This window comes from Allomuricauda sp. TY007 (assembly GCF_010468565.1).
GTDB lineage: Bacteria > Bacteroidota > Bacteroidia > Flavobacteriales > Flavobacteriaceae > Flagellimonas.
In genome coordinates this window covers 302463-328543 of sequence record NZ_WUEG01000004.1, presented here as the reverse complement: position 1 = coordinate 328543, position 26081 = coordinate 302463, and the positions used below count along the sequence as shown (strand labels likewise).

General features: G+C 43.3%; 17 protein-coding genes and 1 tRNA gene. 14 read left to right on the top strand and 4 right to left on the bottom strand.

Features of this window, described 5'->3' with window-relative positions; translation table 11 throughout:
* Positions 1-42: 42 nt before the first annotated feature.
* A tRNA-Gln gene (locus tag GO009_RS06325) sits at positions 43-114 on the top strand.
* A gap of 56 nt (positions 115-170) precedes the next feature.
* Here GO009_RS06325 and GO009_RS06320 read toward each other — a convergent pair.
* Positions 171-773 carry a YkgJ family cysteine cluster protein gene (locus GO009_RS06320; protein ID WP_163625370.1) on the bottom strand — a complete coding sequence of 201 codons (603 nt, stop codon included), beginning with the start codon at positions 771-773 and terminating at the stop codon, positions 171-173.
* Positions 774-944: 171 nt separating this feature from the next.
* The gene (locus GO009_RS06315; RefSeq protein WP_163625369.1) at positions 945-4343 is read right to left on the bottom strand and encodes a PA14 domain-containing protein; all 3399 of its coding nucleotides are present in this window, start codon (positions 4341-4343) and stop codon (positions 945-947) included.
* A 348-nt stretch (positions 4344-4691) separates the two neighbouring features.
* Here GO009_RS06315 and rimP point away from each other — a divergent pair, with 348 nt between their 5' ends.
* Genes rimP through infB form a run of 3 tightly spaced genes read left to right on the top strand, consistent with a single transcriptional unit; the run spans position 4692 to position 9170 of the window.
* Positions 4692-5153: a ribosome assembly cofactor RimP gene (rimP, locus tag GO009_RS06310; protein ID WP_163625368.1), complete on the top strand. Its 462-nt coding sequence runs from the start codon at positions 4692-4694 to the stop codon at positions 5151-5153.
* A 12-nt stretch (positions 5154-5165) separates the two neighbouring features.
* The gene (nusA, locus tag GO009_RS06305) at positions 5166-6398 is read left to right on the top strand and encodes a transcription termination factor NusA (protein ID WP_163625367.1); all 1233 of its coding nucleotides are present in this window, start codon (positions 5166-5168) and stop codon (positions 6396-6398) included.
* Between the two features lie 42 nt (positions 6399-6440).
* Positions 6441-9170, top strand: a complete 2730-nt coding sequence (gene infB / locus GO009_RS06300; RefSeq protein WP_163625366.1) for a translation initiation factor IF-2 — start codon at positions 6441-6443, stop codon at positions 9168-9170.
* 52 nt (positions 9171-9222) lie between these two features.
* Here infB and GO009_RS06295 read toward each other — a convergent pair whose 3' ends face one another.
* Positions 9223-9594 carry an SPOR domain-containing protein gene (locus GO009_RS06295; RefSeq protein WP_163625365.1) on the bottom strand — a complete coding sequence of 124 codons (372 nt, stop codon included), beginning with the start codon at positions 9592-9594 and terminating at the stop codon, positions 9223-9225.
* A gap of 235 nt (positions 9595-9829) precedes the next feature.
* On the opposite strand from GO009_RS06295, the gene GO009_RS06290 reads away from it, so the two are divergent.
* From GO009_RS06290 to GO009_RS06250, 9 genes are all read left to right on the top strand, one after another.
* On the top strand, positions 9830-11197 hold the full coding sequence (locus tag GO009_RS06290; RefSeq protein ID WP_163625364.1) for a cytochrome c3 family protein: 1368 nt from the start codon (positions 9830-9832) through the stop codon (positions 11195-11197).
* Between the two features lie 32 nt (positions 11198-11229).
* On the top strand, positions 11230-14349 hold the full coding sequence (locus GO009_RS06285; protein WP_163625363.1) for a TAT-variant-translocated molybdopterin oxidoreductase: 3120 nt from the start codon (positions 11230-11232) through the stop codon (positions 14347-14349).
* A gap of 30 nt (positions 14350-14379) precedes the next feature.
* Positions 14380-16131 (top strand): NrfD/PsrC family molybdoenzyme membrane anchor subunit, encoded by a 1752-nt coding sequence (nrfD, locus tag GO009_RS06280; RefSeq protein WP_163625362.1) that lies wholly within the window; start codon positions 14380-14382, stop codon positions 16129-16131.
* A gap of 2 nt (positions 16132-16133) precedes the next feature.
* Positions 16134-16661, top strand: coding sequence for a DUF3341 domain-containing protein (locus GO009_RS06275; RefSeq protein ID WP_014033174.1), 528 nt, complete (start codon positions 16134-16136; stop codon positions 16659-16661).
* Between the two features lie 4 nt (positions 16662-16665).
* Complete coding sequence (locus GO009_RS06270; RefSeq protein ID WP_163625361.1) at positions 16666-17235, top strand: c-type cytochrome; 570 nt, start codon at positions 16666-16668, stop codon at positions 17233-17235.
* Positions 17236-17252: 17 nt separating this feature from the next.
* A complete protein-coding gene (locus GO009_RS06265; RefSeq protein ID WP_163625360.1) occupies positions 17253-18572 on the top strand; it encodes a quinol:cytochrome C oxidoreductase in 1320 nt (439 codons plus the stop codon).
* A gap of 33 nt (positions 18573-18605) precedes the next feature.
* Positions 18606-19730 carry a cytochrome c oxidase subunit II gene (locus GO009_RS06260; protein WP_163625359.1) on the top strand — a complete coding sequence of 375 codons (1125 nt, stop codon included), beginning with the start codon at positions 18606-18608 and terminating at the stop codon, positions 19728-19730.
* Positions 19731-19767: 37 nt separating this feature from the next.
* Positions 19768-21591 carry a cbb3-type cytochrome c oxidase subunit I gene (locus GO009_RS06255; protein WP_163625358.1) on the top strand — a complete coding sequence of 608 codons (1824 nt, stop codon included), beginning with the start codon at positions 19768-19770 and terminating at the stop codon, positions 21589-21591.
* Between the two features lie 122 nt (positions 21592-21713).
* Positions 21714-22538 carry a DUF2807 domain-containing protein gene (locus GO009_RS06250; protein WP_163625357.1) on the top strand — a complete coding sequence of 275 codons (825 nt, stop codon included), beginning with the start codon at positions 21714-21716 and terminating at the stop codon, positions 22536-22538.
* Positions 22539-22541: 3 nt separating this feature from the next.
* Here GO009_RS06250 and GO009_RS06245 read toward each other — a convergent pair whose 3' ends face one another.
* Positions 22542-24794, bottom strand: coding sequence for an acyl-CoA dehydrogenase (locus tag GO009_RS06245; protein WP_163625356.1), 2253 nt, complete (start codon positions 24792-24794; stop codon positions 22542-22544).
* A gap of 127 nt (positions 24795-24921) precedes the next feature.
* Between GO009_RS06245 and ruvB the strand changes: the two genes are divergently transcribed.
* Complete coding sequence (gene ruvB / locus GO009_RS06240; RefSeq protein ID WP_163625355.1) at positions 24922-25944, top strand: Holliday junction branch migration DNA helicase RuvB; 1023 nt, start codon at positions 24922-24924, stop codon at positions 25942-25944.
* Positions 25945-26081: the final 137 nt, after the last annotated feature.

The window sequence follows — 26081 nt, the reverse complement described above, 5'->3', positions numbered from 1 at the left end:
AAACCAAAGTTTGTTATAAATTTGCACGCTCAAATACGGTACTGGCCTATGGTGTAATTGGTAACACAGCTGATTTTGGTTCAGTCGTTCAAGGTTCGAGTCCTTGTAGGCCAACAAAAAAGCCCCGCAAAATTCCATTTGTGGGGCTTTTTTTGTCTTAGTATTGCGTTTCATACAATTTTCTTGTCCAAATTGGGAGCAGGTCTATAAGTGTAGTATTGTAAAACTTCTTCCAAAGCCATTTTAAGGGCCTTGTTTATGGGTACTATTTTGGAGCCCAATTGAAAATCTATTTGGCTTAATTGCATGTAGTAATCCGTGAAGACCGGGACATGCATTCCTTTCAAAATAGCTTCGGATGCAACCAAAAAGTTATCGGTCCGCCCTTCTTTGATGGTTTTGCAAGTTGCCAATCGTAAATTGCCATGTTTGTCCCTGTTGGCCGCATAGCCGAACAACCTGCAAATGAGGCCCCTGTGCCTGTAACTGCCGCAATGTCCCTTTCCAATGATGGAAACGGGTGTCAATATAAAGCAGGACATAATCGGGTATTCGTTGATGCTTGTAAGTGCATCCTCTGCTTTGCCAGATAAAAATAGATGAAATGCCCAAGGTAAAAACTCCAAAGGAGAAGCTTCAATATTAGGGTAAGTACAACATTTTCCACAACCCGAAACACAGCCAATTCCAGATGCTTCTTGAAATTGATGGGTTTCTTTCTCCAATTGATCAAATAACTTTTCAACCAATTGAACTTTATTTTCCAGTGTCATTATTCTTTACCGAAAGTATGTTTTATTTCGATACAGAGGCAAGATATTTTCAATTGAATTTTTGATACTCCTTTATGTGGGAAATACCAATGGAAAAGGTCTTTCAGCTTGAAGCATTACAACAATTGTGAATCACCTAAAAGAGGTATTTATCTGGTTTTGGGCAATACATTAGTTGTTGTTCACGCGGTAAGTTACCCCTCGGTTGGTGATGACTCTTCCTGTTTTAACGGTCAAAGATGCCTGATCCGAAGTAATTGGACTGCAGCTTCCGGTACTGTTGGAGGCAAGTACCCGGAAAATATATCCATTTTTAGAGGTGTCCGGAGAGTTTACGATGAGGTTTGCTGTTTGGGTGCCCGAATATTCAGTTCCATCCAAGATAGGCATAAAATTACTGCCTCCATCTGTGCTTACTTCCCATTGATAGGTATCTACGTTAATAGCTGTAACCGAAAAACTTCCATTATTGCCCATAACAACTGTTTGGTCTGTGGGTTGTGATGATATGGTGAAAGGCGTTATCGTAATGATCTGCTCTACATCAGTGGTGTTACCAGCCATATCCGTAATCCTGTATGTGCGAGTAATGATTTCGGGGTTGCTTCCCCCGTCGCTAACGTCACTTACAAAAGTTACCGTTGGATTTGGATCGCAATTATCAGCTTCATCTGTTATTACGGTTACATCTGGTGTAGGAATGTCAGCCGAACAATTTACCATTATTGGAGCTGGAGTACTTGCTGTAGGTGCTGTTGACTCCACAGTGATCATTGTTGTAGCTGCTAAGTCTGGATGAGTGGGGTCGCCGGGCATGCCTCCATATTCTACCAAATATCCTTTTGGTTGATAGTCCCCGCTGGCAGCTCCCGTGTTGGAAAGGTCGTTCCAAGACCCGGGCAAGCCAACTCCTGGGGCGGTGATGTGGGCATAATCCTCATCTCCGGATTGATTGGGTTCGCCGGAATTCCAGAATTCATAACCAAATGAGGTTCCGCCTCCAGTTCCTCTCCAGAACAAGGTTCCTGCTTCAGGGCCGGTTACCCAGTACCAATCTCCTTCTGTGGCGGCATCACTTGCCCCGATCCAACCTGCTCCCGGTGCTTGTGAACCCAGCAGGTCCGATTCGTCTTGAATGGAAATGGTGGCCAAATAGCCTTGGAGTCCGTAAAATGTTCTTAAGGCTGCGGCATCTCGGGCAGCGGTCCAAGTAATTCCTTCGGAAGGGACATACTCATAATAGTGCCCTGTCGATTCCAAATAGTTGGCCTCGTTCATTACTATGGAAAAAGTTCTTGTGTCGCCACTGCTTACGGTGGCCGTAGTTTGGAAAGCTACAGCGCCAATGGCTGCCTCAAATTCGGACAAAGTCGCCGGTCCTTCCAAGAACAACCTTCCTTCGGAAGTGTCATAGCTGGCCGTTATGTTGGGGTGTGTTCCCGTTAAGCTCAGAACATCGCCGGAAACATCGTAATTTGAAGTGACTTGCACATAAACACCATCCAACGTGCTGCTATCAGCGTCTGAAATATCTACACTTTCAACAATAAAAATCGTATCGCCGGGACAAAAAAATTGGTCTCCCGTAGCTGTAATGGATGGTGGTTCGTTATCGTCAAAAGTATCGTCCCTAAAATCCAAGTCACCTCCCGAAGCAACATCGCCATCGGAATCGGATAGCATCAAAGAACCGCCGTTGGTGTTCAAGGGGTTGTCTATAGTGCCTCCGGGGTCGGAATACCCTGTCGAGCTATCCACATTGTTGTCCAGGCCATCATTATCGCTATCCGATCCAGCAAGGGTAAGGGTAGCTTCAATGGTATCCAATGTCCCATCATTATCGCTGTCGGTATCCATAAAATCGGGAGTGCCATCGCCATCGGTGTCCACAGCGGATAAGCCACTTCCTTCGTAGGCATCATCCAGTCCATTGTTATTGGCATCAACTCCCGAAGGGGATATATAGTTTAAGGATGTTTGTGCTTCCACATTGTCGGGTATGCCGTCACCATCACTATCCAGATCTTGGTAATTGGGTATACCGTCGCCATCGGTATCGACCGTGGTACAATCTACAGACCCACCGTAACCGGCCCCGTGAACTCGGGCTCCAAGTTGATATGCTACTACTCTAAAGGATTGAAAATTGCTGGCTGAAACGTTGAATGTTATTTCTGTTATAGATCCGGGTGTAATGTTGTTGGCACTTGCAATCCAGCCGCCACCGGCATTTTGGATTTGCATATCTGTGGAGCTGACTGAAGGATCCGCACTTAAAAAAACGCTCACAGTGGTCCCCATGGGAATAGGTTGGGCGAACTGGAACGATAATATGGACTGACCCTGATAGGTGGAAACTGCGTTGGCAGCATAAGTGGTTCCCGGATCTCCCTCGGCATTGGAGGGATTGTTGAAATTTTGAACGTTGGTCGCTGTTTGGACAAAATTCCCAGAGGCTCCGCCACATTCATCAGTATCAAGGATTCCATCGTTGTCATCATCAATATCGGCCACATCATTAACACCGTCTCCATCAAGGTCGGCACTGGCCACACTACAATTCGAGTATAATTTGGAAAACGGCACATTTTGTTTGGACAAGTAGGGTCCTTGATATTGTACGTTCAGTGTTTCACCGCCACCATTTTCAAAAAACAGAACGGTAATGTCGTGCAGTCCAGTGGTCAGCGAAATGTTGCCAGACCTTTCTTGTGTGCCGTGGTTTCCGTCATTGTCAACCACTTCGGTTCCATCAATAAAAAGCTTGGAGCCGTCGTCCGATGATGTAAAAAAGGTATATGAGCCTTCCGTATCAATCTGAATGTAGCCCGAATATCGAATACTGAAATCGTCGGCATCGCCAGGGTCTTCTTGGTTTTGTAATGCATCGACATTAAAACTGGTAAAAGTCCCGGCCCCCTGATAACCCGTTGTGGGAATATTGTCCGTGGTGTACCCGGAAGGTGCACTATCATAAAATTCAAAATCAATTTCACCATTACATAGGTCCAAAACTCCATTCACGGTCAAATTGTCCAAATAATATCGTTCGTTGCCTGAATCATTGTACATTCTTACCCTGATTTCCAAAGTGGAGCCCGTTGAGGGGAGGTTAACCGTGTACGAGGTGTCCAATGGGTCCGAAGTAGCCCCGGAAGCATCTTCAAACTTTACCCACGAACCTCCATCAATACGATATTCCCCAATAAAATAGTCTGAGTTTTCAAATCGATTGGCCTGAAAAACCGTAGCGTTCATGCTAAAATCCACGGCGGTGTACCCATATATATTTATAGGCCCTGTTTGAAAAATACTTTCAGTGCCCAGGTTTTTGCCTTCAAGTCCGTTGTCAATGACCCTTAACCTTCCGGGGTTGTTGGAAGACCAATTTGTATTGGACGGGCCTGTGGCCGTTCCGTTGGAAGTTTCATCGGGATAGGAGAAGCTTTCGCTCCAAATAGTGGTTTGGGAAAATGAAAGAAATGTTCCCAGTAGGAAAAATGTGATAATCAGCATCCATCCATTCGGAAAATGATTCATCTTCTTATCGAAGAAAGAGGTTGTGCCCATGTACTTTAATTGATTGTACCACAAAATTAGCGGGGGCTACTTAGCTTCAAAATATTTGTTGTGAAAGGGAGGGAAACGAATGTTAACCCTGTAATAATGTAGGGATTGTTGTTGTTACGTTTATAAATAACCCTGCAAATGGCATTCATGTTATACAGATTATTGGGAAGCCGGTCATCTATAAATTATTGTAATACACTGAAAAGTAGATGGCAAAAGGTTTATTTTTGTGGTTGAATGAGTTGCACAAGCGATATTATTTGTTGTATATTTGCAAAACTGAACGGATATAAAAGTATTCATGAGGGGACCTTGAGTCCCCTCTTTTATTACTTATTTCTCATTTTTATGTTGAAGGATAAAGTGGAATCGTTGCTGGGCAAGGCGTTGGAAGAGCACTCTTCCTTGTTCTTGGTAGATTTTAAAATGGGCAGCGACAACAGTATCAAAGTGGTTTTGGATGGTGATGAAGGGGTGAGTCTGCAAGACTGTATGAACATTAGTAGGGCCATTGAACATAATTTGGATCGCGAGGAAGAGGATTTTTCCTTGGAGGTTACATCGGCCGGAGCTACTTCTCCGTTGAGATTGCCCCGTCAGTACAATAAAAATGTTGGAAGAAAATTACAGGTCAAGACCAGCTCCGAGCAATTGGAGGGTACATTGGTAGCGACCTCGACAGATAGCATTACCTTGGAGTGGAAGGCGAGAGAGCCCAAACCAGTAGGTAAAGGAAAAGTTACAGTGCAGAAAAAGCAGGAAATCGCATTTTCTGATATTCAAGAGGCAAAAGTTAAATTAAAATTTTAATTGTAGTAGAAAATGGAAAACCTAGCGCTCATCGAATCCTTTTCGGAGTTTAAGGACGATAAGTTTATTGATAGGGTTACTCTTATGGCGATTTTGGAAGAAGTATTCCGAAGTGCGCTCAAGAAAAAATTTGGTTCTGACGACAATTTTGATATTATTATCAACCCCGATAAAGGGGATTTGGAGATATGGAGAAACCGTGTGGTTGTTGAAGATGGCGAAGTAGAAGAGCCTAACGAGGAAATTTCCTTGTCCGAAGCTAGAAAAATTGAGCCCGATTTTGAAGTGGGCGAAGACGTTTCGGAAGAAGTAAAATTGGTGGACCTTGGTAGAAGGGCGATTTTGGCATTGCGTCAAAATTTGATCTCCAAGATCCATGAGCACGACAATACCACCATCTACAAGCAATTTAAAGATCTGGAAGGTGAGATCTATACTGCAGAGGTGCACCATATAAGACATCGTGCAGTTATTTTGTTGGATGATGAAGGAAACGAGATTATTCTTCCAAAAGAGAAGCAGATTCCTTCCGACTTTTTCCGTAAAGGAGACAATGTGCGTGGCATTATTGAGAGTGTCGAACTTAAAGGAAATAAGCCGGCAATTATCATGTCCAGAACTTCCCCGAAATTCCTGGAGCAATTGTTCTTCCAAGAAATCCCAGAAGTGTTCGATGGGCTGATAACCATTAAAAAGGCAGTTCGTATCCCTGGCGAAAAAGCTAAGGTTGCTGTGGATTCTTACGATGACAGAATTGATCCCGTAGGGGCCTGTGTGGGTATGAAAGGGTCCCGAATCCACGGAATTGTACGTGAGTTGGGCAACGAAAATATTGATGTGATCAATTGGACCAACAACCCACAATTAATGGTCACCCGGGCACTTAGTCCTGCTAGGGTGTCGTCCGTTAAATTGAACGACGAGAAAAAAACAGCTCAAGTATACCTTAAGCCAGAGGAAGTTTCCAAGGCAATTGGTAGAGGTGGGCATAACATACGATTGGCAGGTCAATTGACTGGTTACGAAATAGATGTGTTCCGCGAAGGCGTTGAGGAAGATGTGGAGTTGACCGAGTTTTCCGATGAAATCGAAGGCTGGGTGATCGAAGAATTCAAGAAGATTGGATTGGATACCGCACGTAGCGTTTTGGAGCAAGATGTAAAAGATTTGGCAAAGCGAACCGATCTAGAAGAAGAAACAATCCAAGAGGTCGTTCGCATCCTCAAGGAAGAATTTGAAGATTAGGCTTATATTAGCAGCGAAAATTTAGGGCAAGTAAAATTATTTATGGCAGAAAATCCAACAATACGACTTAACAAAGTTCTCAGAGAATTGAACATTTCACTGGATAGGGCAGTCGATTACCTAGCCTCGGAAGGGCATGAGGTAGAGGCGCGTCCTACCACTAAAATATCCAATGAGGTGTATCAAGTTCTGTTGGATGAATTCCAAACGGATAAGAGCAAAAAGGTTGCTTCCAAGGAAGTTGGTGAAGAAAAGCGCAAGGAAAAGGAGGCCATCCGAATCCGAATGGAAAAAGAACAAGAAGAGCGCAGATTGGCCAAGGAGAAAAAAGAAGCTGAACAGCAAGTTGTAAAAGCCAAGGCCGAACTTTCCGGGCCCAAGACCGTGGGTAAAATTGATTTGGATAAAAAACCCGATAAGCCCAAGGAGGAAGAGCCAAAACAAGAAGAGGCGCCAAAAGCTGAGCCGGAAAAAGCCAAAGAGGAAGTAGAAGTAAAAGAAGAAGTACCAGCTAAAGAAAAGACTGAAAAGTCGGAAGCTGAAGCACCGGAAAAGAAAGCGATTGAAGCCAAGGAAGAAAGTGCCGAAAGCAAAGAAGAGTCCGAAAGCGGAACCATAAAGACTAAATACCAAAAGCTTTCAGGTCCTAAGATAACTGGGGATAAAATTGACCTTTCCCAGTTCAAAAAACCTGCCAAAAAGAAGAAAGAGGATAGTCAAAAAGCCAAAGGTGGTTCATCCGATGCCGGAGAGCGAAAAAAGCGCCGAAGAAGAATTGTGAAGAATGGCCCACAAGCAGGTGGTGGCCGAAATACAAGAGGAGGTGCTGTAAGAAAGGGACAACGTTCATCCGCGCCTAAAGTAGAGCCTACCGAGGAAGAAGTACAAAAACAAGTACGGGAAACCTTGGAGAAACTCCAAGGCAAATCCAGTAAGGGCAAAGGAGCCAAATATCGTAGGGAAAAGAGAGATCAGCATCGTCAACAAACGGAGAAAGATCTTGAGAAACAAGAAATGGATAGCAAAATCCTCAAGGTGACCGAGTTTGTAACGGTTAATGAGCTTGCAACCATGATGAATGTTTCCACGACCCAGATTATTTCGGCCTGTATGTCCTTGGGAATAATGGTAACGATGAATCAACGTTTGGATGCCGAAACGCTTTCCATTGTGGCTGATGAATTTGGTTACGAAGTCGAATTTGTAACCGCTGAAATCGAAGAAACCATCGAGGAGGTGGAAGATGCCCCTGAAGATTTAAAATCCCGTGCACCAATAGTTACCGTGATGGGACACGTAGATCACGGTAAAACATCCTTGTTGGATTATGTTCGTCAAGAGAACGTGATTGCAGGTGAAAGTGGGGGAATTACCCAACACATCGGAGCCTACGGAGTTTCGCTTGAAGATGGACAAAAAATAACATTCTTGGATACACCGGGCCACGAGGCGTTTACCGCAATGCGAGCCCGTGGTGCCCAGGTAACGGATATTGCAATTATTGTAATTGCTGCGGACGATGATATTATGCCTCAGACCAAAGAAGCCATAAGTCACGCTCAAGCGGCGGGAGTACCTATTGTATTTGCAATCAACAAAGTTGATAAGCCTACGGCAAACCCCGATAAGATCAAAGAGGGCTTGGCCAGTATGAATCTGTTGGTGGAAGACTGGGGAGGAAAAGTTCAGTCCCACGATATTTCTGCCAAAACAGGGGAGGGAGTTAAAGAATTATTGGAGAAAGTACTGTTGGAGGCAGAATTGTTGGAGCTTAAGGCAAATCCGAACAGGCTTGCATCTGGTACAGTTGTAGAAGCTTTCCTGGATAAAGGTAGAGGGTATGTGGCCACAATCTTGGTACAGACCGGTACCTTGAATATAGGTGATTACGTTTTGGCCGGAACTTGTAGTGGTAAGGTCAAGGCAATGCACGATGAAAGAGGTAAGAACATAGAAAGTGCCGGGCCATCCACGCCAATTTCAATTTTGGGATTGGATGGAGCGCCCCAGGCAGGTGATAGATTCCACGTATTGGAAGATGAACGTGAGGCAAAACAGATTGCAGCAAAACGTTCACAGTTGCAACGTGAGCAATCCGTAAGAACACAACGCCATATTACCTTGGATGAAATTGGACGTAGAATCGCTTTGGGCGACTTCCAAGAACTGAACATTATCCTTAAAGGTGATGTGGACGGTTCAGTGGAAGCCTTGACAGATTCATTCCAAAAATTGTCCACCGACGAGATACAGGTGAATATTATCCATAAAGGAGTTGGAGCCATTACAGAATCCGATGTGTTGTTGGCAAGTGCTTCCGATGCGATTATAATCGGATTTAACGTACGGCCAATGGGCAATGCCAGGACCATTGCGGATAAGGAGGAAATCGATATCAGGACATACTCCATCATTTATGATGCAATCAACGACCTTAAAGATGCGATGGAAGGGATGTTATCCCCAGTGATGAAAGAAGAAATCACGGGTAACGCTGAAGTTAGGGAAACCTTCAAGATTTCCAAGATCGGAACCATTGCTGGTTGTATGGTTACCAGTGGTAAAATATTCAGGAACTCACGCATCAGGTTGATTAGGGACGGTGTTGTGATCTACACTGGAGAATTGGCCTCGTTGAAACGATTTAAAGATGATGTCAAGGAAGTGTCCAAAGGATATGATTGTGGACTACAGGTTAAAAACTACAATGACGTTAGGGAGGGTGATATTATAGAAGCCTTCCAAGAAGTAGCAGTGAAGAAAAAGCTGTAGGAAGAGATGATCGAATAAAAAAATCCCGCCTTTAGAGCGGGATTTTTTATGGCTAAGATTCTTTTTCTTCCGGTTTTAGTAGCATGGCATGCGGATATTTTTTACGCACCTCCAAATACTTCCTTTCTGCCTCTAATTTGGTTTTGAACCTTCCCAACCTAACACGGTAGGTGGGGGATTCAAACTCTATTTTGGAATACCAGTCAGGGAAATCGACTTCCACTTGGTTCAAGAGATCTAGTGCTTTTTTATAATTGCCAAAACCCACCTGAATCTGATAATACCCGGTATTGGAATTAACCTTGGTGTAGAGTTTTACCAATTCATCAATCTTTGGATCTTGTTGAATGGTCACTTGGGCGTTCTGAGCCGAAAGATGCGTTGTTAAGCCAATTAAAATTGCTGCAAATACAGTGGTTTTCATGTCGTTGCTGTGTTGTATCGTTTACGCTTTTTGCAAATGTAGATTATTATAGGTTAATCATGTGCGGACAAAGTTATTTAGAATCTTTATAAATTATGAGTTATAAATACCTTAACATTTCAAAAAATGACTGTATGTCTTACTTTTGTTGCCATTCTTGGCAGGGTAAAAAGCTATTGCTCTCAAACTCAGTAGAAAGAATCATGCCAAAGATTTCGATAGAAATTTCACGAATATGAAAAAGGTTTTATACCGCCATCTATTTTCTAAAGTTTTAGGTTTAACTTTCCTACTGTTCTCATCATCTTTTTATGCACAGGAAGAGGCTGAGGTCGCTACGGATGCTGCAGCGGAACAAACTGCCGATGCCGTTGAGGGCGACCCGGTAAAGGGGAAGCAGTTGTTCAACCAGAACTGTGCTGCATGTCACTCCTTGGACAGGAAAATGACCGGTCCTGCATTGGCCAATGTGGAAACAAGGTTGATGGAAGATGAGGGGTTGGATAAAGAATGGATTTATGAGTGGATAAAAAACAGTCCTGCTGTTATATCTTCCGGCGACGCTTATGGAAACAAGATTTACGCAGAGTACAATCAGGCGGCAATGACGCCATTCCCAACGTTGTCGAACGAGGATATTGACGATATTTTGGCCTACACGGCCGCACCTCCATCTACACCCGCACCTACTGCAACTGCAACAACGGCTGGAGGGGAAGCAACTGGTTCAAGTTCGGGAATATCCAATGAGATGATTCTTGGGGCCTTGGCTTTGGTATTTGGTCTTTTGGTGATCATGTTGGTCTTGGTGAACAAGACCTTGAGAAGAATCGCCGAAGCCAATGGAGTTGTTCTTGAAAAGGAAAAAGAAAAGCGTTTGCCTCTTTGGAAAGCATTTGTTCAAAACCAGTTCTTGGTTTTGGTAAGTGTGGTGTTCTTGCTATTGGCCAGTGCTTATTTCGCCTATGGTTGGATGATGCAAATTGGTGTGGATCAAGGTTATGCCCCTGTGCAGCCAATCCATTTTTCGCACAAAATCCACGCTGGTGATAATAATATTGACTGTAAATACTGTCACTCTTCTGCTAGGGTGTCAAAAACTTCAGGGATTCCATCTTTGAATGTCTGTATGAACTGTCACAAATCCATATATGAATACACAGGTAACCCGGAAGGTCCATCTGCAGAGGATTTGGCGGCGGGCCATACCAATGAGTTTTATACTGGAGAGATCAAAAAATTATATAAGGCAGTAGGTTGGGATGAAGAAAACCAAAGCTACACGGGTGAGACACAGCCAGTAGAGTGGGTAAGGATTCACCAATTGCCCGATTTTGCCTACTTCAATCACTCCCAGCACGTTTCTGTTGCTGGTGTTGAATGTCAGACTTGTCACGGCCCGGTCGAGGAAATGGAAATCGTGGAGCAGTTTGCTCCGTTAACCATGGGGTGGTGTATCAATTGTCACCGCGAGACCAATGTCAAGGTTCAGGGCAATGCGTACTACGAAGCAATTCACGAGGAGTTGTCCAAGAAGTATGGGGTAGAGAAATTGACCGCTGCCATGATGGGTGGTCTTGAATGTGGAAAGTGTCACTATTAAGAATTAAAAGAAGATAATCTCAGATATATCGTATGGCATCAAACAAAAAATATTGGAAAAGTGAAGCGGAGTTGAATCCGAACGATTCCATTGTTGAGGCGCTAAAAAACAACGAGTTTACCGAAGAGATTCCCGTTGATGAATTTTTGGGCGACAAGGAAAACCTGTCTTCCTCCAACACATCCCGTAGGGATTTCTTGAAATATGTAGGTTTCAGTACGGCAGCAGCTACAGTTGCGGCTTGTGAGGGCCCTGTTCATAAATCCATTCCTTATGTGGTACAGCCGGACAGTATTGTTCCCGGTGTGGCCAATTACTATGCCACCACCATTGCGGACGGTTTTGATTTTGCCAGCATCTTGGTGAAGACCCGAGAAGGTAGGCCCATCAAAATTGAAAACAATACCGATGCCAAGGTTAACGGAGGTGCCAATGCAAGAGTGCAGGCTTCTGTTTTAACCTTGTACGATAGCAAAAGGGTTCAGGGGCCGATGGCCAATGGTGAGCCCGTGGAATGGAAGGTGTTGGATGCTACTGTTAAGGCGAAGTTGAATGCCTTGAAAGGTTCCAATAAGCAAGTGGTTTTGTTGACGCAAACTTATGCCAGCCCCTCAACTACAAAATTAATATCTGAGTTTAAGGCAGCTTACGGAGAAAATGTGAACCATGTGGTTTACGATGCCATTTCTGAAGATGCTGCATTGAATGCATACCAAAAAGCTTACGGTGAGCGTGCCTTGGCTGATTATGATTTTGAGAAAGCAGGATTGATTGTTTCTTTCGGAGCGGATTTTCTTGGTGATTGGCAAGGTGGGGGTTACGACTCTGGTTACGCCAAAGGACGTGTTCCCAAAAATGGAAAAATGTCCAGACACGTGCAATTGGAGTCCAATATGTCTTTGACTGGAGCCAATGCCGACAAGAGATACCCAATGACGCCTACGCAACAAAAAATTGCCCTTGCCAAATTGTACGGCAAGTTGAATGGCAGTAGTGTTGGAGGTGGAACTTCTGATGTAGACGAAGCTGTTGACAAGGTTGCGGCCGAAATTAAAAAAGCTGGCCGTAAAGCGGTTGTGGTAAGTGGTTTGAACGACGAAAATGCACAGACAGTTGTGTTGGCCATCAACAAATTGTTGGCTAGCGAAGCTTTTGATCCTGAAAAACCAAAATATGTACGTCAAGGTGATGCTGCAAAAGTGGCCAAATTGGTTGCTGATATGAACGCAGGACGTGTTGGGGCATTAATTATGGATGGGGTTAACCCGGCGTATACATTGCCAAATGCTGAAGAGTTCCTTTCTGGGCTTGAGCAAGTGGATCTGTCGGTTGATTTTGCTTATACCAACGATGAAACCGCACAAGCGTCCAGTTATGTCGCTGCCGCATCCCATTATTTAGAGTCTTGGGGTGATGCCCAGTTCAAAAAAGGAGAATACAGCTTGATGCAACCTGCCATTCGCGAGTTGTTTGATACAAAACAGTTTCAAACAGCACTTTTGACATGGATGGGTATCGAGAAGACATACTACGAATACATCAAGGAAACTTGGAGTACAGATGTGCTTCAGGGTGGATCTTGGAATCAAGCATTGCAAGATGGTGTGTTCGCTGCACCTGCGGTGGCTATTGAAGATACCGAGCCAACAACTACTGCTGAATCGGAAGAAGAACAGCCCGAAATAGTTCCGATTGCCTCGGCAATCCGTTCTTTGGTAAATTCAACAAGCCCGGGTACCGAGTTGGTGCTCTATTCCAAAGTTGGGATGGGTGACGGCCGTCAGGCCAACAACCCTTGGTTGCAAGAGTTCCCCGATCCTATTTCTAGGGTGTCTTGGGATAATTATGTAACGGTTTCCAAAGCTGATGCTGAGTCTTGGGGGCTTGAAAATACTATCGAAGCCGATGGGGGTGTTAACGGTAGCTATGTAAAATTGACCGTAGATGGTAAAGTACTGGAAAATGTCCCGGTCATCATTCAACCAGGTCAAGCGATAGGTACTGTTGGTCTGTCTTACGGTTATGGTAAGAAGGCCGGTATGCAGGAAGAGATGGCAACAGGAGTTAATGCTTATACTTTGTATAGTAACTTCTCCGATGTGCAATCTGTAACCGTTGAGAAAACTGGAGGTGAGCATGAGTTTGCTTGTATCCAATCACATAAGACATTGATGGGTAGAGGAGATATCATCAAGGAAACTACCTTGGAAATCTTCAATACCAAAGACCACGAAGAGTGGAACCCAATGCCTCACGTTTCGTTGAACCATCAGGAAATTCCTGTGACTTCGCCAGATGCGGATCTATGGGATGAATTTGATAGAAGCATTGGGCATCACTTTAATTTGTCCATCGACTTAAATGCATGTACCGGATGTGGTGCTTGTGTTATAGCATGTCATGCAGAGAACAACGTTCCTGTTGTTGGTAAAGCTGAAATGCGTCGTTCCAGAGATATGCACTGGTTGCGAATCGATAGATATTATTCTTCTGAAGAAACCTTTGAAGAGGATAATGAGAAGAAGGAAAGCATGGATGGCCTTTGGGGAGATAAAGGTTCCCTTGGAGGATTCAGGGAGATGGAAGATCCATCTGCCAATCCACAAGTTGCCTTCCAGCCTGTAATGTGTCAACACTGTAACCACGCTCCTTGTGAAACTGTTTGTCCGGTTGCGGCAACATCTCACGGTAGACAAGGTCAAAACCATATGGCATATAACCGTTGTGTGGGTACAAGATATTGTGCCAACAACTGTCCGTATAAAGTTCGTAGGTTCAACTGGTTCTTGTACAGCAACAACGACGAGTTCGACTTTAACATGAACAACGATTTGGGTAAAATGGTAATCAACCCAGATGTTAACGTACGTTCAAGAGGTGTAATGGAAAAATGCTCCATGTGTATCCAAATGACCCAAAAAACCATTTTGGATGCGAAGAGGGATGGAAGAGTGGTCAAGGATGGCGAGTTCCAAACAGCTTGTTCTGCAGCATGTAGCAGTGGAGCAATGGTATTTGGGGATATCAACGACCACGACAGTAAGGTTGCGGAGTTGAAAAATGATGACAGAATGTACCACTTATTGGAGCACGTGGGAACAAAACCAAACGTGTTCTACCATGTAAAAGTTAGAAACACCAACGAGGCTTAATCAATAAAAGAAGTAACTAGAAGATAAATTATGGCGTCGCATTACGAAGCACCTATTCGAAAGCCCTTAGTGGTCGGAGACAAAGGATACCACGATGTAACAGTGGACATTGCCCGTCCGGTTGAGGGAAAGGCCAATAAACAATGGTGGATAGTATTTTCCATCGCATTAGTGGCATTCCTCTGGGGTCTAGGATGTATCATTTATACCGTTTCCACGGGTATTGGGGTTTGGGGACTTAACCGAACCGTTAACTGGGCCTGGGATATTACCAACTTTGTATGGTGGGTAGGTATTGGTCACGCAGGTACACTTATTTCAGCTGTACTCTTGCTTTTCCGTCAAAAATGGAGAATGGCGATCAACCGTTCTGCAGAGGCGATGACCATTTTCTCGGTTGTTCAGGCAGGTTTGTTCCCGATTATCCACATGGGGCGTCCATGGTTGGGTTACTGGGTACTTCCAATCCCTAACCAATTTGGTTCCTTGTGGGTGAACTTTAACTCGCCATTGCTTTGGGACGTATTTGCGATTTCGACCTACCTTTCTGTGTCATTGGTGTTCTGGTGGACAGGTCTTTTGCCTGACTTTGCCATGATCCGTGACAGGGCGGTAAAACCATTTCAAAAGAAAATATACAGCTTGTTGAGCTTTGGTTGGACAGGTAGAGCTAAAGACTGGCAACGTTTCGAGGAAGTCTCCTTGGTATTGGCCGGTTTGGCAACACCACTTGTACTTTCTGTACACACCATCGTATCGTTTGACTTTGCTACTTCGGTAATTCCAGGATGGCACACCACCATTTTCCCACCGTACTTTGTTGCCGGTGCGATTTTCTCTGGGTTTGCCATGGTGAACACACTTTTGATCATTATGCGAAAAGTGTGCAGCCTTGAAGCCTATATTACCGTACAGCATATCGAATTGATGAACATCGTAATCATGATTACAGGTTCCATTGTAGGATGTGCCTACATCACTGAGCTGTTCATAGCGTGGTACTCTGGTGTGGAGTACGAACAGTACGCCTTCTTGAACAGGGCTACCGGACCTTACTGGTGGGCTTACTGGTCCATGATGACCTGTAACGTGTTCTCTCCGCAGTTTATGTGGTTCAAAAAATTGCGTACCAGCATCATGTTCTCCTTCTTTATCTCTATTGTGGTAAACATAGGGATGTGGTTCGAGCGTTTCGTAATCATTGTCACCTCTTTGCATAGGGATTACCTACCATCTTCATGGACCATGTTCTCCCCAACATTTGTGGATATCGGAATCTTTGTAGGAACCATCGGATTCTTCTTTGTACTGTTCCTATTATATTCCAGAACATTCCCCGTAATTGCACAGGCAGAGGTAAAATCAATCTTGAAATCATCAGGAGAGAAATACAAAAAGCTAAGGGATGCAGGAAAGCCTCTGTATCAAATGCCACAAGGTGTTAACAAGGTAGTCAGCTACGATGAGCCTATTACCGATGATGTTTTGATGGGCGAGCCCAAACCAACAGTTGGCGATAAAGTAGGAGTTTCTGAATTGTTGAGCGCTATCGGAACTTTTGATTCGGCAACAGAAACCCCCGACGATTTGAAAAAGATAAAAGGTGTAGGTCCGGAGATGGAGCGTACCTTAAACGAAATTGGCATATTCACCTATGCCCAGGTCGCTAGAATGACTGAAAAGGAGTATGATTTGCTAGACTCGATTACTGGAAGATTCCCAGGGCGCGCACAACGCGATGATTGGGCTGGTCAGGCAAAGTTGTTAAACGATAAAAAATAATTATGGCGTCAAAAGTTATACAGGCACTTTACAACGATGACGATGTGTTGATGCATGCCGTAAAAAAGGTTAGGGCAGAGCATCATCATATTGAAGAAGTGTACACTCCGTTCCCCGTTCACGGTTTGGATAAGGCCATGGGGTTGGCGGATACACGAATAGCTATTACCTCTTTCCTCTACGGATGTTTGGGGTTGACGGTTGCCGTAGTTATGATGAACTATATCATGATCGAGGATTGGCCGCAGGATATTGGTGGTAAGCCAAGCTTTAGTTATTTGGAAAACATGCCGGCCTTTGTTCCTATCATGTTCGAGCTTACGGTGTTTTTTGCAGCTCACTTGATGGTGATCACCTTTTACCTTAGAAGTAGAATGTGGCCGTTCAAAAAAGCAGAAAACCCCGATAAACGTACAACCGACGACCACTTTTTAATGGAAATAGGGTTGCACGATAACGAAAATGAACTTGCCGATTTGTTGTGGGAAACAGGAGCGGTAGAAGTAAAAGTTACAGAAAAGGAGTCTTAATAATATGAAGCAATTAGGTAAAATAAGTGTTGCTTTGGTCTTGGTGATGTTCGCGGCCTCTTGTGCGGACAAGAGCAGTCCAAACTACCAATTCATGCCAAACATGTACGAACCTGTAGGATATGAGACCTATCAAGGTGTGGATAATGGGTTGTTCCCCGATGGGACAGAGGCCCTTTTGCCACCAGAAGGTACCATCTCCAGAGGATACATGCCCTATGAGTTTGAAAACACTCCGGAAGGTAAAGAGCTAGCAAGATTGAATACAAGCCCTTTGGATTCGTTAAAACAAGAAGAGAACTTGGCAAAAGGTGCAGAACTCTATGCAATTTACTGCGCTGTTTGTCATGGACCAAAAGGAGCTGGACAGGGAAATCTTGTGAAAAGAGAAAAAATATTGGGTGTTCCCAGCTACGATGATCCAGCCAGAAATATTACGGTAGGAACCACATACCACACTATCTATTATGGATTGAACTCCATGGGCTCATACGCCTCTCAGTTTGCCAGTGAGGAAGAGATGTGGCAAGTGTCCGAATATGTAATGAAGTTAAAGGAAGACCTAACAAAATAATAGGATAAGAAGAAACTATGTATACCTTTTCAAACAAACTTAGAATAGGATCTTTCATCGCCATGGGGCTAGGATTCATTTTCCTTGTAATTGGTTTTATGTCTGCCCCATCAACCGTGGAAGAAGCCAAGGCCATGGTAGCAGTACATGATGATGGTCATGGGGGAGGACATGCAGAAGCGGCCGCCGAAAGCCATGGAGCAGAGGCTTCTCATGGTGAGGAACACGATGCTTCCCACGATGAGCATTTGTTGAGCCAGTTGAAAAACAGGCCGTGGTCCGCACTTTATGTAGCTGCCTTCTTTTTCTTTATGATATCATTGGGCGTTTTGGCATTCTATGCCATACAGCGCGCCGCACAAGCAGGTTGGTCCCCATTGCTCTTTAGGGTCATGGAGGGTATTACCGCTTATTTGGTTCCGGGCGGGATCATTGTTTTTGTGATTTTGTTACTTTCCGCAATGCATATGAATCATATGTTCGTGTGGATGGATCCCGAGGTTGTGGCCCATGATGAATTGCTGCAAGGTAAAGCGGGATATTTGAACCCAACCTTCTTTTTGATAAGAGCTGCAATATTCTTGGGTGGGTGGATTTTTTACCGTCAATATTCAAGAAAATTGTCCTTGGCGCAAGATGAATCAGATGACAACACCAACTTTGTAAAAAACTTTAGATGGTCAGCAGGTTTCTTGGTATTTTACCTTGTAACCGAGTCCATGATGTCTTGGGACTGGATTATGAGTGTTGATCCACACTGGTTCAGTACATTGTTCGGATGGTACGTATTTGCAAGTATGTTCGTTTCTGGTATCACTGTTATCGCTATGGTAACCGTTTACCTTAAATCAAAAGGATATCTGGAAGATGTAAATGATAGCCATATTCACGATTTGGCCAAGTTTATGTTCGGTATCAGTATTTTCTGGACGTATTTGTGGTTTGCACAATTCATGTTGATTTGGTACGCGAACATTCCAGAAGAAGTTACCTATTATGTGGCGAGGTTCCAAGATTATAAATTGCCATTCTTCGGAATGTTGGTCTTGAACTTTGTGTTCCCGTTATTGGTGCTTATGAACAGTGATTATAAGCGTATCAACTGGTTTGTGATCATGACAGGTATTGTGGTTCTATTTGGCCACTATTTGGATATATTTAATATGATAATGCCTGCAACGGTTGGTGACCAATGGTCTATTGGATTGCCAGAGATTGGTGGTATTTTGTTCTTCGGAGGTTTGTTCGTTTACTGGGTGTTTACTGCTTTGACAAAGGCACCATTACAGCCCAAACGAAACCCATTTATTGAGGAGAGTAGACATTTTCATTATTAATACAATACGATTTAAGTCTTAGATAGATATACGATGACTGCATTATTAACATTAACTGTTTTAGTACTGGTTGCGATTGCAATTTGGCAGATGACCAAAATTTTTGAATTATCGCAAACAAAAACAGAGCACGATGAGATTGCGAACGATTCCGATAATAAAAATAACGGCTACCTATTATTCGCCTTCCTGATTTTTATTTACGGAATAACTATTTTCAGTTTTGCCAAGTATTATAAGATGCTTTTGCCTGAGGCTGCATCCGAACATGGGGCAGATTATGACCAATTGATGTGGGTCTCTTTCGCAATTATATTCTTTGTTCAAACCATAACCCAAGCTTTGCTCCACTATTTTGGATATAAGTACAGGGGACAAAAGGGTAAAAAAGCACTCTTTTTTGCGGATAATGACAGATTGGAGTTCATTTGGACCATTATTCCAGTAATTGTACTGGCTGGTTTGATTCTTTGGGGATTGTACACATGGACCAATATCATGGACATCAACGAAGATGATGATCCGTTGATTGTGGAACTTTACGCACAACAATTTAACTGGACTGCTAGATACGGTGGAGACGACAACGTTCTTGGTGAAGCCAATGTTCGTTTGATTGATATTGCCAATGCCAATGTACTCGGTTTGGATGAGTCCGACCCCAACGCAGAAGATGACATTATTGTAAAAGAATTGCACTTGCCCGTAGGAAGAAAAGTGAACTTTAAAATGAGGTCACAAGATGTACTGCACTCGGCATATATGCCACACTTTAGGGCGCAGATGAACTGTGTGCCCGGTATGATTACCCAGTTCTCTTTTACACCAACAGTTACAACAGAAGAAATGCGTTTAAACCCAGATGTTGTGGACAAGGTAAAAAGAACCAATGCCATTAGGGCACAAAAAGCAGCAGAAGGGATACCAAATAACGAACCGTGGGAGTTCGATTACGTATTGCTGTGCAACAAAATATGCGGAAAATCCCATTATAACATGCAGATGAAGATTATAGTGGAAACCGAGGAAGAGTTCAATAAATGGCTTGCCGAACAGAAAACGTTCAAAGAAACTGTTATGATCGATGAAACGGAGCAAGCACATAACTTGGAAGATGACGCTGATATTGAATTGAGCGAAACAGCTTCGGTAGAATAACAAACAAAAGAGAATAACGAAATAAATTAATTGGAATATGTCTGAAGTAGCCCATGTAAATCACGATGATCACCACGATGATCACGGACATCACCATAAGGAAACCTTCATAACAAAATATATTTTCAGTCAGGACCACAAGATGATATCCAAGCAATATCTCATTACGGGTCTGATCATGGGATTCATAGGTATAGCCATGTCATTGTTGTTTAGAATGCAATTGGCTTGGCCAGGCGAATCTTTCGGTATTTTTGAAGCTGTTTTGGGCAAATGGGCCCCAGACGGTGTAATGGATGCCGATATCTATTTGGCATTGGTTACCATTCACGGTACATTAATGGTGTTCTTTGTATTAACGCAGGGATTGAGTGGTACTTTCAGTAACCTGTTGATTCCATTGCAAATCGGTGCCAGGGATATGGCATCAGGATTCATGAACATGGTTTCTTACTGGATGTTCTTCGTATCCTCTGTGATCATGATTATTTCATTGTTCGTGGAAGCAGGACCTGCAGCAGCAGGTTGGACCATCTATCCTCCATTGAGTGCACTTCCAATGGCGCAGCCAGGTTCAGGTATGGGTATGACACTTTGGTTGGTATCCATGGCCATATTCATCGCTTCCTCCTTGTTGGGGTCGTTGAACTACATTGTGACCGTAATCAACCTTAGGACAAAAGGAATGTCGATGACACGTCTGCCTTTGACAATTTGGACATTTTTTGTGACCGCAATAATCGGTGTAGTTTCGTTCCCGGTATTGCTTTCGGCAGCCTTGTTGTTGATTATGGACAGAAGTTTTGGTACATCGTTCTTCTTGTCGGATATCTTTATTCAAGGTGAAGTATTGCATTATCAAGGGGGGTCCCCGGTATTGTACGAACACTTGTTCTGGTTCTTGGGTCACCCGGAAGTATATATCGTTATTCTTCCTGCTATGGGAATAGTTTCGGAGGTAATGGCCGTTAATGCACGTAAACCAATTTTTGGATATCGGGCGATGATTGCCTCTGTTCTGGCCATTGCATTTTTATCCACTATAGTATGGGGCCACCACATGTTCGTGTCCGGTATGAATCCGTTTTTGGGGTCAGTATTTACGTTTACGACACTTTTGATAGCTATTCCTTCTGCGGTGAAGGCATTTAACTGGATTACCACCTTATGGAAGGGTAATCTCCAGCTCAATCCTGGAATGCTCTTTTCAATAGGTATGGTGTCCACTTTCATTACAGGTGGTTTAACAGGTATCATTTTAGGTGACAGTACGCTCGATATCAACGTTCACGATACATACTTCGTTGTTGCCCACTTCCATTTGGTAATGGGTATATCCGCCCTGTATGGTATGTTTGCGGGCATTTATCATTGGTTCCCAAAAATGTTCCATGGAAGAATGATGAACAAAAATTTGGGTTATGTCCACTTTTGGATTACTGCAGTTTGTTCCTACGGTGTCTTTTTCCCAATGCATTTTGTGGGTATGGCCGGTGTGCCAAGACGTTACTATGAGAATACGGCGTTCCCAATGTTCGATGAACTGACCAATGTACAGGTTTTGATGACCGTGTTTGCGATTATTGCTGGTTTTGCCCAGTTAATATTCGTTTACAACTTTATCTCCAGTATTTTCTATGGTAAAAAAGGACCTGTTAATCCATGGGGTGCCAATACATTGGAATGGACAACCCCTCAAGAGCATATTCACGGTAACTGGCCGGGAGAAATTCCACATGTTTACCGTTGGGCTTACGATTATAGCAAAACATACGAAAATGGAGAGTACATTATTGCAGGGCAGGATTTTGTTCCGCAAAACGTTCCGCTTCAAGAGAACGAAGAAGAACTCAACCATTAAGATTACATTTATATTAGTGAGAAGGCCCGTCCGTTTTTGGATGGGCTTTTTTTGTTGGAATAGATTTTGAAGTGAATTGCATATCTTTAAAAAGCATTTCCCACTTCAAAAAGATAACCATCATGAAAAAGTTACTAATCCTACTGTTGATATTAACCCCGATACTTTCCTTTGCTCAACGTAAACCCAAAATAAAAGGCACTAGAATCGTTACTGAAATAAGCGAGGAACTTCCGCCCTTTAATGCCATTATGTTGACTGATGACCTTGAAATTATACTGAATAAGGCGTTGGGGCCAAGCTATCACCTTATCGCTGATGACAATTTGGTGGACATTCTCAAGTTTGAAGTGGAAGACGGTACTTTGGTAATCAGTTCTTATTACAATATTACAGCTAAAAAAGAATTGCAAATAACTGTTAACTATACCGAGCTGCAGGCAATCACCTTAAAAAATGGTAGTATTCTCTCCAAGGATGTAATTCATGCCAACGAATTGTTCGTGGACGGATTTAATAATACCAAGTTGGATATCAAAGCAAATGCTGCCTTAATGGATATTAATCTGGAAGATACGAGCAGCGGGGATTTTCATGTGGAAGTCGATTCTTTGAATATTAACCTGAACAAAAGGGCTCAAGCCTATGTTTATGCCCAAATCAATGCAGGAGTCTTGGATTTGGAAGGAAATTCATCCTTGGCCATGGAGGGCACTTCGGATAGATTGCATGCCAATTTATTGGACGATACCAACTATAAGGGCGAAACCATGCAGATAAATTCAGCGCAACTGGAAATTACCGGAACCGCAAATGCTAGGATATATTCATTTGGTGATATTTCGATAAAATCATCAGGAAGCGCGGGTATTTATCTCTATGGTACCCCAAAAATTACCATAGAGGAATTTTTGGATACCTCCCAACTTATCAAAAAGGAAGAATGACAATTACTTTGTAATTGGGGCGGTTAGGCAATGCTCGGGAATGCCAAAACCATCTACCAAAACTTCTATGTGTGGACGTAATTCGGTGGATAAACGCTCCACCCGTTGGCGGATCGCTTTCGATTTTGTGCCACCAATATATCCCTGCTCCAAAAACCATCTGGCATCCAAATTGATTTGATCAAGGGCGTAAAGACACCCCACCTTCTGCATCAATGCCCTGTACTTTAGGTCTGTAATCTGTTCACAATGATTACAAAAAATATGGTAGGCCAATTCCACACTATAAGCTTTCCCGAGAGCCAACAAATGGGTCTGTACCTTTAAGAAAGCCTGGTACGATGGAATCCCTTTTTTAATATAGTTGCGAATACGCATCGCCAAGGTATAGGTCAATCTTCGGGTACGATAATCAAAGGCGTGCTTGTGAAACTTAGGGTTATACAGGTGTTCCGCATCGACCTTATTTGAATATAGGGGATTTATAGTGGTAAGCCTGTCCGATAGTTGGGTTTGTAAAAGTTTCAGCACCGATGCAAAACCTGCACTATTGAATTCGGACCTAAAATCGGAAAGAATACCCTTGGCCGCCAGTTGCAGTAATACGGTGTTGTCACCTTCAAATGTGGTAAAAATATCAACGTCGCCTTTTAAATCGGCAATTCTATTCTCCAATAGATAACCTTTGCCACCGCATGCTTCGCGGCATTCTTGAATGGTATCGTTGGCAAACCAGGTAATAATGGACTTTAGCCCCGCCACTTGGGTCTCTATTTTTCTTTTGTCAGGCTGTGAGTCATCACTATAACGCTTTATCATCTCTTCCAAGGTAAAGTGATAGACATAGGCTCCCGCAATCGCAGGAGTAAGCCTGAGTTGATGCGTGGGATAATCCATGATCAAGTCTTCTTGGACCTTCACATTATCATTGAACTGCCTGCGGTTCAGGGCATATTTTACAGCGATGGACAAGGCCATTTTGCTTCCCCCCAATGCGCCACGGGCCACACAAATACGTCCGCCGACCAAAGTTCCCAGCATGGTAAAAAATCGCTTGTTCGGATTTTTTATGGAGGAAAAGTAGGTTCCATCATCCCGTATTTCGCCATATTTGTTGAGCAGGTTTTCTCGTGGTACCTTTACGTTGTTAAACCAGATTTTTCCATTATCAACGCCATTTAACCCCAACTTGTACCCATTGTCCTCAACGGTAATGCCTTTCAAAGTATCATGATTTTCATTTCTGAGGGGAACCAAAATGGCATGTACCCCCTCATTTTTACCATTTACAATCAATTGTGCGAAAACGGTGGCCATTTTGGAATGTAAGGCATTGCCAATGTATTCTTTGTTGTCATTTTTTCCAGGCGTGTGTATAATAATGGAATCGGAAGCTTTTTCATAGGTGGCGGTAGTCTTTATGCCCTTAACGTTGGAACCGTGTCCCGTTTCCGTCATGGCAAAACAACCCAATAGTTTGGTTTCCCCGGCTTGGGTCAAGTATTGATCGTGATGTTTTTTTGTTCCCAATTTCTGGATGCTTCCTCCAAAAAGACCAAACTGTACCCCAAACTTTACCGCCAAACTGCCATCCACGAACATCAGATGTTCAAAAATAGCTGCGTAGGCGGGCATGTTTCCCGTTCCTCCATACGCATTGGGGTAGGCCATAGCGCCGTACCCTGCTTCTCCCAAAAGCTGGACTTGATGCAAAACCCTGTTCCTAAAATCTTCTTTGTCTCTTAAAACCTGCCATGAAAAGTCAGGCCTATCCAAAAACTTTCGGAACCTGTCGACTACCTCGGAATGTTCTCCCTTTTGTATGTTGTCCAGAATTTTAGCGTCGTATTCATTTGAAGTTTTTTCATGCACTACTTCCACATCAAATAAATGGTTGTAATGGTTGGGCTGTATGCCCAGATGGATTTCGATATGCTTCAGTTGTTCGTTTACATCATCACCATTGACCAAGCGTTGGCTAAGGGAAGAAAGAGGGTAGATGTCGCTTTCGATCAATTTCACTCCGGAATTGGCAATGGCCTGCTTCCAATTCTTGATTTCATCATCAAAAGGAGGGGCATCTCTTTTTAACCATCTCTGTAATTGATGTTTTTCATCCACATTCAAAGATGTGTCCAGTTCGATCACTTTTTGTACGACCGAAATTTCTGAAGCAGAGAGCAAGTCATCAGACCAGATTACATAAAAAAAAGGGATGTATTGTAGAATTCCAGAGGAATAATCTGTGGTAATCATATTGAACCTTATTGATGAAGTTATGACTTTCCTAAGTTAAGGTTTAGAATATTAAGAACCATCTGTAGCACTATTTTTATGTATAAGGTTTTAGGTCGATGGGGTTTTCGGTTATATTTGTTGTAGAATGAACGAGAATTTAGATCCAACAGCCGATAATTTTTCACCGGAGGAGCTCGATATAGAAAGAGCTTTGAGGCCCGTTAGTTTTGATGACTTTACAGGGCAGGCCCAAGTACTGGAAAACCTCAAGGTTTTTGTACAGGCAGCCAATCTCAGGGGCGAGGCATTGGATCATACCCTTTTTCATGGTCCCCCAGGACTTGGCAAGACAACTTTGGCCCATATTTTGGCCAACGAACTTGGTGTGGGCATTAAAGTTACATCAGGTCCCGTATTGGACAAACCCGGTGATTTGGCGGGACTGTTGACCAATTTAGAGGAACGCGACGTACTTTTTATTGATGAAATCCATAGGTTGAGCCCCATTGTAGAGGAGTACCTGTATTCGGCCATGGAAGATTATAAGATCGACATCATGATTGAATCGGGTCCCAATGCCCGTACCGTTCAAATTAACCTTAGTCCATTTACGTTGATTGGAGCTACGACCCGTTCGGGATTGCTTACAGCCCCCATGAGGGCCCGTTTTGGTATCCAGAGCCGGTTGGAATATTATAACACCGAGCTGTTGTCCACCATCGTGGAACGTAGTGCGGAAATACTTAAGGTACCTATCACCAATGATGCAGCCATAGAAATTGCCGGGCGAAGCAGGGGAACTCCCAGAATATGCAATGCACTATTGCGCAGGGTCCGGGATTTTGCCCAAATAAAGGGCAACGGAAATATTGATCTTGAAATTTCCCAATTTGGACTTAAGGCCTTAAATGTGGATGCCCATGGTCTGGATGAAATGGATAATAAAATATTGACCACCATTATAGATAAATTCAAGGGAGGGCCCGTTGGTATCACCACTTTGGCGACAGCTGTGTCCGAAAGTGCAGAGACCTTGGAAGAAGTTTACGAACCCTTTTTGATTCAACAAGGTTTTATAATGCGAACCCCAAGAGGGCGAGAAGTCACCGAACTTGCATATAGACATTTGGGCAAGGTAAAAGGGGGTACGCAGGGCGGATTGTTTTGATGTTTTGTTGCTTTCCAGTTAAATCTTTTTGTAATTTACTTGCTTGTTTGATTGTCTTCTTGGATTGGAAATTCATTTTATGAGAATCAAGGAAAGTGCCCCTATCTTATCATTTCGTAATTGCTTTGCATGATTAA